The sequence below is a fragment of the Demequina sp. genome, assembly GCF_024642165.1.
Classification (GTDB): domain Bacteria; phylum Actinomycetota; class Actinomycetes; order Actinomycetales; family Demequinaceae; genus Demequina.
Window position 1 is genome coordinate 1 of record NZ_JAHEBP010000141.1, and the last position, 4,796, is coordinate 4,796.

6 protein-coding genes and 1 pseudogene are annotated in these 4,796 nt (G+C 72.3%); 3 read left to right on the top strand and 4 right to left on the bottom strand.

Going from position 1 to position 4,796, the window contains the following annotated elements; genetic code table 11:
• The 4 genes and pseudogenes from Q0L54_RS10400 to Q0L54_RS10415 all read right to left on the bottom strand — a co-directional run.
• Positions 1-358 (bottom strand): annotated as a pseudogene (locus Q0L54_RS10400) (glutamate synthase); the annotation flags it as partial.
• Positions 355-1,350 (bottom strand): thiamine pyrophosphate-dependent enzyme, encoded by a 996-nt coding sequence (locus Q0L54_RS10405; protein WP_296667883.1) that lies wholly within the window; start codon positions 1,348-1,350, stop codon positions 355-357. The pseudogene Q0L54_RS10400 and the gene Q0L54_RS10405, both read right to left, overlap by 4 nt.
• A complete protein-coding gene (locus Q0L54_RS10410) occupies positions 1,347-2,576 on the bottom strand; it encodes a hypothetical protein (RefSeq protein ID WP_296667886.1) in 1,230 nt (409 codons plus the stop codon). Before Q0L54_RS10410 ends, Q0L54_RS10405 begins: the two co-directional genes overlap by 4 nt.
• Position 2,577: 1 nt before the next feature.
• Positions 2,578-3,171 carry a 2-oxoacid:acceptor oxidoreductase family protein gene (locus Q0L54_RS10415; RefSeq protein ID WP_296667888.1) on the bottom strand — a complete coding sequence of 198 codons (594 nt, stop codon included), beginning with the start codon at positions 3,169-3,171 and terminating at the stop codon, positions 2,578-2,580.
• A 187-nt stretch (positions 3,172-3,358) separates the two neighbouring features.
• On the opposite strand from Q0L54_RS10415, the gene Q0L54_RS10420 reads away from it, so the two are divergent.
• From Q0L54_RS10420 to Q0L54_RS10430, 3 genes are all read left to right on the top strand, one after another.
• On the top strand, positions 3,359-3,865 hold the full coding sequence (locus Q0L54_RS10420; protein WP_296667890.1) for a gluconokinase: 507 nt from the start codon (positions 3,359-3,361) through the stop codon (positions 3,863-3,865).
• On the top strand, positions 3,862-4,161 hold the full coding sequence (locus Q0L54_RS10425; protein WP_296667892.1) for a DUF1905 domain-containing protein: 300 nt from the start codon (positions 3,862-3,864) through the stop codon (positions 4,159-4,161). Before Q0L54_RS10420 ends, Q0L54_RS10425 begins: the two co-directional genes overlap by 4 nt.
• A gap of 62 nt (positions 4,162-4,223) precedes the next feature.
• Positions 4,224-4,796 carry a hypothetical protein gene (locus tag Q0L54_RS10430; protein ID WP_296667894.1) on the top strand — a complete coding sequence of 191 codons (573 nt, stop codon included), beginning with the start codon at positions 4,224-4,226 and terminating at the stop codon, positions 4,794-4,796.

The window sequence follows — 4,796 nt, forward strand, 5'->3', positions numbered from 1 at the left end:
CGTGCTCGATCGCGGTGTCACCGAGGAACCGCTCGACCGCGTTGATCCCCACCTCCTCGTCCAGCTCGGCGCGGTTGCACGCCGTCTGGCAGGGGTGATAGCAGATGCGCCCCATCACGGCCGGGAGCGGGTTGGCCGCGACGATGCGCCGCCACGCGACCTCGAAACCCGCCTCGCCCTCCTGGGTGGGGCCCAGCCAACCGCGGATGTCCTCGCGCGACGGGCACGCGAGCGAGCAGGGTGGCGCGAGGTCCACGTAGACCGGGCGCTCGGTGCGCCACGTGCCCGTGTGGTACGCGAGCGAGGTCGCAGGCCCGGTCGACAGGCCCAGCGTCGGAGGTGCATCGTGCCCGCTCATGACCGCTCTCCCATCAGGTGGTATCGCCGGATGTTGGCGCGGGCTAGTTCCCGCCACCGCTCGAGCGCGACCTCGCCGCCCGGCTTGAACAGGTGCGCGAACCGCGCCTGCGGCCGCAGGTAGTCCTCGACGTCGGCGAGTTCGCGGATGGGCTGCACGTCGGTGAGCTCGCCCGCGCGGGCCTCGATGACGGGGAAGATGCCGGACTGCACCGCGGCGCGCGACAGGGAGATCGACTCCGACGCCGCCGAGCCCCAGCCCACGGGGCAGGGGACCAGCACGTGGAGATAGCGGGCGCCGTGGATGGACATCGCGGTGCGGACCTTGTGCTCGAGGTCGCGCAGGTCCGCCGCGGTCGCGGTGGCCACGTACGGGATCTCGTGCGCCATGGCGATCTTGGGCATGGACTTGCCCTGGCCCACCGGGGCGCCCGGCTGGTGACCCACCGCCGGGGTGGTCGCCGTCCGGGCCGATGCGGGGGTCGCCGAGGATCGCTGCACACCCGTGTTCATGTACCCCTGGTTGTCGTAGCAGACGTAGAGAACGTCGTCGTTGCGCTCGAACATCCCGGACACCGCGGCGAGGCCGATATCCACCGTGCCGCCGTCGCCGCCCTGCGCCAGCACCCGCACATCGTCCCGGCCCTGCGCATGCAGCGCGGCCGCGATGCCGGTCGCCACGGCGGCCGCGTTGGCGAACAGCGAATGGATCCATGGCGGCTTCCACGCGCTCTCGGGGTAGAGGGTCGAGAACACCTCGAGGCAGCCGGTGGCGTTCGCGACCACCAGCTTGCCGCCCGCCGCCTCGACGGCCGTGTCCATCACCCAGCGCGCGGCGAGCGCCTCCGCGCAGCCCTGGCACGCGCGGTGCCCCTTGGTGAGCGACGAGGGCCTGTCGGCGTGCGACTGAACAGAGCGGTCGTCGTCCTCCAGCAGTCGGCCACCGACGGCCAGGCTGCCGGTCTGCAGGAACGGGATATGCACGGTGCTCATCGCGCCACCTCCGTCGCGCCAACGCGGGGCACGGGCACGCCGCCCTGCTTGAGGTCCAAGAACTCGAGGCTTCGCATGCCGCCGGCACGGGCGCGCATGACCGCATCGCGCAGCGAGGCCTCGAGGATCGGGCGCCCGCCCAGCCCCGCGACCACCGAATGGATGCGCGAGCGTGTGCCGGCGAGCGCGCGGCCCACGCATCCGGTCAGCACCCCGCCGGATCCGAGCTCGAGCGCGCGGTCGATGACCACCACGTGGCGCGAGCCGCCCAGCGCCGCCCGCAGCGCCCGCTCCGGGAACGGCCGGAAGGCGGAGATGCCCACCAGCCGCACCGGGACGCCGTCGGCGCGAAGTGGCGCGAGCGCGGCCTGCAGCGTGCCGATGACCGAGCCCATCGCCACCACCGTCAGGTCCTCCGGGTCCGCCGGCGGCGCCTCGCGATCGCGGTCGAGCGTGTCCGGGTGGTACCGCGCGACGAGCCCGCCCGCCTCCCGGCCGAACTCCTGCCGGAAGCGATCCGACCACGCCTCGATCACCTCGGCGGCGTCGAGGAACCGCAGGTGCTGGAGGTACTTGGTCTCAGTGAAGGACTCGGGTCCCGCCATGGTGCCGATGGTGGTGGGATGGTCGATGTCGAGAGCCTGGGTGGGGCGGTACGGGGGAAGGAACGCGTCGATCTGCTCCGCGGTGGCGAGTTCGACCACGTCGGACGCGTGGGTGAGCACGAACCCGTCCATGCACACCATCGCCGGCATGCCCAACTCCTCGGCGGCGGCGAACGCGATGACGTGGAGATCGGCCGCCTCCTGATTGTCCGCGGCGAACAGCTGGAGCCAGCCGGAGTCGCGCATCGCCATCGCGTCGGAGTGGTCGTTCCAGATGTTGATGGGCGCGCCGATGGCCCGGTTCGCGACCGTCATGACGATGGGCAGACCCATCCCGGCGGCGTTGTAGACCGCCTCCGCCATGTAGAGCAGGCCCTGGGACGCCGTCGCCGTGTAGGCACGCGACCCGGCCGCGGACGCGCCGATCGACACGGACATCGCGGAGAACTCCGATTCCACATTGACGTACTCGCAGTCAGCGAGTTCTCCCGTGCGCGCCATCACGGACAGCGCCTCGACGATGTGGGTCTGCGGGGAGATGGGATACGCGCACACCACGCCCGGCCTGCACCTTGCCACGGTGCGGGCCACCGCCATCGAACCCTCGAGCACCTCTCGCATGTCAGGCCTCCCTGCCGCCGCCGGACGCCGCCGGGGCCAACTGAGCGCGGACGTGGGCGAAGGCGGCCGCCGCGGCCGCCGCGTTGGCCTCGCCCATCTGTCCGGGGAACCGCTCGCGGAACACCGACTGCACGGCGTCGAGCGTGATGTCGTCCGCGCACGCAGCGTAGGCCGCGAGCATCGCGGCGGCCGGCTTGGGCCGGCCCAGGTGCTCCATGGTGATCGAGGTGGCGGGCACCGTGATGACGGTGGCGTCCACGTCCGCCGCGCCCGCCTGGGCGCGCGCCTCGCCGGCGTCGGCGGTGGTGTTGACGATGACGAGCCCGCCGGTCGCGAGGCCTGCGAACGGGTGATCCGAGGCGAGCAGGGTCGGGTCCTGCACCAGCACCACATTGGGTGCCAGCACGGGCTCGCGGGTGCGGAGCGGCGTGTCCGCGAACCGGCAGTACGCCACCACCGGGGCCCCGGTGCGCTCCGATCCGAAGGAGGGGATCGCTTGTGCCTCGTGTCCGGCGATGAAGCCCGCCCGCGCGAGCATCTCGGCGGCGGTGACCACGCCCTGGCCGCCGCGTCCATGAATCCTGACCTGTCGCATGCGTCCGCCCGTGAGGCGCCGGCGACGGCGCGGGCCATGCGCTCGCGGGGGGACGTCGTCGGCGACATCCACCCCTTCACGGTATGCCGCCAGGGGTACCGCGACCGGGACTCTGGTCCCTGGTCGGCGGCTGCACGGCACCGCCGTCCGATACCGTGGTCGCGCCGCCTGACACCGAGGGAGCCGCATGTCCGAGTCCACGCCCCACCGCATCGTGGTGATGGGGCCCTCCGCGACCGGCAAGTCGACGGTGGGCGCCGCTCTGGCTCGGGCGCTGGGCCTGCCGTTCGTCGACGGTGACGATCTCCACCCCGCCGCGAACACCGCGAAGATGGCCGCGGGAACGCCCCTGACCGACGAGGACCGGTGGCCGTGGCTCGACGCCGTGGGCGGCGTGCTGGACGATGCGGGCGACGGGGTGGGCGTGGTGGTCGCCTGCAGCGCGCTCAAGCGCGCCTATCGCGATCGGATCCGAGCTTCCGCTCCCGCGACATGGTTCCTGGAGCTCGCGATCACCGAGCAGGAGGCGGCGCGCAGGTCCAGCGCGCGCGCGGGCCACTTCATGCCGGCCGCGCTGGTGGAGTCGCAGTTCGCGACGCTCGAGCCGCTCGGTCCCGACGAGCCCGGGCTGCGCGTCGACGCGACGGAGGGGGTCGCGGAGATCGTGGAGCGCGCGCTAGCGTCCGTGGAGTGACGTCGTACGAATTCGACTCGACCCTGTACCTCTGGGAGGCGCGCACGGAGTCGTGGGTGTTCGTGGACCTGCCGTTCGACATCGCGGACGAGATCGAGGACGCACAGACGGGGCCGCGCCGGGGGTTCGGGGCCGTCAAGGTCGAGGTGCGCATCGGGGACTCCACGTGGCGCACCAGCATCTTCCCGTCGAAGGACCGCAAGACGTTCGTGCTGCCGGTCAAGCGCGCGATACTCACGGCAGAAGGGCTGGCCCCCGACCGGCAGGCGCGCGTGCGGTTGACGCCCCTGTCCTGACGGCGGCCTCCCTGGCACACTGGGTCCACGGCGTCGAATCCGGCGCCCGAGCGGAGGTTTCCATGTCCGACGTCGAGTCTGCTGCAGTGGGCACCGTCCCGGCGGCCACGGGCACCCGGGCCGCCTGGCTCGCCACCGCGATCGGCATCCCCGTCTACGGCGCGCTGGCGCTGCTGATGTCGTACATCTCCGCCCCATTGGTTGACATGCTCGCGCCTGACCGCAACACCGTCGAGGACCTGGGGATCTTCCTGGGCGTGGCAGTGGTGAACGTGTCGATTGCGCTCGTGGGCATCATGATCATCGCGCACACGGCGGGCCGGCTGCTGTTCGCGCGCACACTGACGAGGCCCACCCGGAGCGCCGCGATCGCATTCGCCGTCATGGGTTCCACCCTGGCGGTGATCCCGGTGGTGTTCGTCGCCTTCGCCCAGCCGCTGCACCTCGTCGGGACCCTTTACGCGGCGCTCGCGATCGGTGTCCCGTGCGGCGTCACGTCGGGCTTCACCCGCGCGGTGCTTCCCGCCGTGGCGGCGTCGCGTTCCGCCACCCGGACCGCGGCCGCGGTCGGCATCGGCGGCGTGGTCGTCGTGATCCTGTGGTCCGCCGTGGTGCTGTTCGGCGTCGGCCGCTGA

Bases quoted from the DNA above. Each gene is read 5' to 3' on its own strand.
- Q0L54_RS10405 (WP_296667883.1), bottom strand. From the start codon at position 1,350: ATGAGCACCGTGCATATCCCGTTCCTGCAGACCGGCAGCCTGGCCGTC.
- Q0L54_RS10410 (WP_296667886.1), bottom strand. From the start codon at position 2,576: ATGCGAGAGGTGCTCGAGGGTTCGATGGCGGTGGCCCGCACCGTGGCA.
- Q0L54_RS10415 (WP_296667888.1), bottom strand. From the start codon at position 3,171: ATGCGACAGGTCAGGATTCATGGACGCGGCGGCCAGGGCGTGGTCACC.
- Q0L54_RS10420 (WP_296667890.1), top strand. From the start codon at position 3,359: ATGTCCGAGTCCACGCCCCACCGCATCGTGGTGATGGGGCCCTCCGCG.
- Q0L54_RS10430 (WP_296667894.1), top strand. From the start codon at position 4,224: ATGTCCGACGTCGAGTCTGCTGCAGTGGGCACCGTCCCGGCGGCCACG.